Source organism: Sphingobium sp. CCH11-B1 (assembly GCF_001556865.1).
In the GTDB taxonomy this organism is placed as follows: domain Bacteria; phylum Pseudomonadota; class Alphaproteobacteria; order Sphingomonadales; family Sphingomonadaceae; genus Sphingobium.
Window position 1 is genome coordinate 1 of the sequence record NZ_LSJY01000093.1, and the last position, 2,737, is coordinate 2,737.

The 2,737-nt window shown below is 68.9% G+C and carries 3 protein-coding genes and 2 pseudogenes; all 5 read right to left on the minus strand.

Annotated features, from left to right (window positions below):
* Nucleotides 1–612 (minus strand): outer membrane protein (locus AX724_RS10270; RefSeq protein WP_156448048.1); only part of this gene is annotated, 612 nt, incomplete at its 3' end.
* A gap of 200 nt (nt 613–812) precedes the next feature.
* The gene (locus AX724_RS10275) at nt 813–1,310 is read right to left on the minus strand and encodes a DUF2793 domain-containing protein (RefSeq protein ID WP_066765952.1); all 498 of its coding nucleotides are present in this window, start codon (nt 1,308–1,310) and stop codon (nt 813–815) included.
* A 32-nt stretch (nt 1,311–1,342) separates the two neighbouring features.
* Nucleotides 1,343–1,840 (minus strand): hypothetical protein, encoded by a 498-nt coding sequence (locus AX724_RS24475; RefSeq protein ID WP_066765951.1) that lies wholly within the window; start codon nt 1,838–1,840, stop codon nt 1,343–1,345.
* A gap of 30 nt (nt 1,841–1,870) precedes the next feature.
* Nucleotides 1,871–2,089, minus strand: a pseudogene (locus AX724_RS24930) (GTA baseplate fiber-binding domain-containing protein); the annotation flags it as partial.
* A gap of 322 nt (nt 2,090–2,411) precedes the next feature.
* A pseudogene (locus AX724_RS24935) lies at nt 2,412–2,636 on the minus strand (phage tail protein); the annotation flags it as partial.
* Between the last annotated feature and the right edge of the window lie 101 nt (nt 2,637–2,737).

The following is a 2,737-nucleotide window of genomic DNA, read 5'->3' on the forward strand; positions in this document are numbered from 1 at the left end:
GGTCAGGCCAAGCAGGACGCTGTGCGTGCGCAGCTTGGTGCTGATGTCCGAACCGGCGGCCGCAAAGGCGGTCGAGTAGGCCGGGATCAGCTTGATGTCGTCCTGGTTGAAGAAGCGATACTTCAGCGAGACGTCGACATTGCTGGTCAGCGGGTAGCGAACGCCAGCGATCGCCTGCCAGGCGAAGCCAGTGTCGCTGTCGTTGACGATGTCCGAAGCCAGCTTGCCGCGCGAAACGCCGACACCGCCGCCGACGAAGCCCTGCAGGCCATCATCGGGACCGAAGTCGAGCAGGCCGTTCAGCATGAACGACAGGGCCGAAGCCGCGCCGCCGAAGCCGGTCTGGTCAAGGTCGATCTTCGCACGCTTGTATGCGGCTTCGGCTTCGAGGCGGAAGCCGCCGAAGTCGTAACCGATGTTGGCGTCGAAATCATAACCCTTGTGGTAATCCACCGACGGGATCGCCGCGCGAGCCGGCGTCGCGGTGACGGTCTGGTCTTCGACGATCAGGACGCCGGCGTCGACGCCAACATACCAGCTATCGTCGCGCGCCATGGCCGGAGTGGCCAGGGCGCTGGTCGCAAGCGCAGCCGCGAGGGCAAGCTTCCGCATCTGAATTCCCCTTTCAAAAGTGTCACGAAGGACTGCTGAAACCCTGTATCGGGAAGAAAGTTTCATGGCAAGTCCACAATTAATGAAACCGTTGCAAAAATAACGCACTACCACCTTTCGCGGCTCGATATGAAAGTAATATGACATCTTTCTCAAGAAAATAACCCGATCATCAAGTCAAAACTTGGTGGATCCAAGTATCAGCTTGCGATCAACCCGTGCGCATGGAGCGCGGCCAGAATGGCGGCGATGGTCGCGCGCGCCTCTGCGTCAATTGTTGCGCCGCCGAAGGGCGCTGCGACCGCCGGCTGTCGTTCCGCCACGACCCTTTCATCGTTCACATAAAGGCCGTCATTCCGTATCGCGGCATCGCGCCATTGGCTCCCGTCATGGAAAATGGCATGTCCCCGGTCCGCCAAATCAATGAAAAGGCCTGCTTTTGGCGTCAGGAAACGCCATCCGCCCTCCGTCCAGCAGGCAATGGCGCCCTCATATTCCGCCCACGCGCCGCTTGCCCCAGCCGCAACGACCCAGCATTGCCCCGGTTCCGCCGCGCTCGGCGGAACCGTCAGGTCGGCGCTTTCCGCCCGCCCGTGCAGCAGCGCATCAATCAGCGTCAGCGCCTCATTGTGGAAGATTTCCTTCTGCGCCTGCCCGGCGAACAGCATCGGCAGCGCCCAGCGCGGTGTCTTGTCCATCATCGTCCCTTTCCTCGCATCTCGCCTCGATGTCAGAGGGCGGCGGTCAGCCGTGCCGCGCGCCCCGCCGCGCGCGTGCCCACCTGCGCCACCTCGATCGTCACGATGGTTCCGGCGGTGCCGTCGGCAGCGATCGTCGCAGCGTCGTAGGTCCAGCCCGGTTCCGCCACCTCGGTTCCCCGCACCAGCCTGTCTCCGTCCAGCACCCGCACCGTGTAGCGCTCGCTTTCCTCGGCCAGCGGCACGTCGCTTCCGCTCGTCCAGCGCCATCCCGCCCGGCTGCGCCGCACCCACCGGACCGCCAGCCCGCCGTCCGCCCGCTCGGCACGCAGATGCACCGGCGTCGGCGGGATCAGCGCCTCGCCCCGGATGGTCGCCGCCGCCTCGACGGCATCCGCATCACCCAGGCCCAGCGCCGCGACCTTCACTGTCCCGCCCGCCTCGCCGGTCAGCCCCGCCAGCGTCAGCGGCTCCACCAGCCTTTCCTCCTCGATCAGCAGGAACGGCTCGCCCGCCTCATGCCCGGCCATCGCCCATTCCGTGCCGCGCAGCCCCCGGCGCAGCCCGGTCAGCCGCCACAGTCCCGGCCCGGTCTGCGCCGCCGCCTCGAACTGGATCAGCTCCCGCCCGACCAGGCAAAGATTGCGTCCCTGCGCCAGCGCCGGCTCGTCCGCGCCGGCCAGCATCATGTCGGCGGCCAGCAGGGATACGCTCAGCGCGCCAACCCGGTCGACCAGCATCGCGCTCCCATCCGCCAGCGTCGTTACCGCCTGCCCCATGGTCGCGCGCGGCGCGCTGCGGCCGATCGGGGTCGCGTCGCCATTTGCGTCGATCAGGAACAGCGCCGCGCTGCGCCATCCCGCCCCGCCGCTGCGCGCCCGCCACCGCCTCGCGCAGCGGCGGCAGCTCCACGATCCTCAGCGTCGTCGCCCCGTGCGGCGCGTCGGGCGGCCGCACGATCGCGCCCGGCGATGCGCCACCCGGCACTGATCCGCCGGCTCCCGCCACCCGGCGCAGCGTCAGCCGCACGGCCATCGCCTCCCACTCCCGCTCCTCGATCCGCCACAGCCCCGGCGCGTCCGCCACTGCTGCGGTCATCCCCGGCTCCAGCGTCAGCGCGTCCCAGCCGCAACGCAGCGTCATCGTCGCGCGCCCGGTCCAGCCCGTGCCCAGCCGCTGGGCCGCCAGCGCCCGCGCGTCGTCGGCCGCCATCACCACGGGCAGGTCGATCCCCTGCTCCTGCCGGCCCGGCCCTGGCCGCACGACCCGCTGCACCCCGCTCTGATAGTCGCGGGCGGCATCATAATGGCGCAGGCTCACCGCCACCGGCGTCCGGTCGGCCGCACCGCCGGACTGTTCCCGCGGCGTGATCGCCCGGCCCTTCGTCCCGCGCGCCGCCGTCTCCGCCGCGATGGCCGCCTCGGCAT

Excerpts from the sequence above, each read along its gene's own strand:
- AX724_RS10275 (WP_066765952.1), bottom strand. The coding sequence starts at position 1,310 with ATGGACAAGACACCGCGCTGGGCGCTGCCGATGCTGTTCGCCGGGCAG.
- AX724_RS24475 (WP_066765951.1), bottom strand. The coding sequence starts at position 1,840 with ATGGCCGGGCATGAGGCGGGCGAGCCGTTCCTGCTGATCGAGGAGGAA.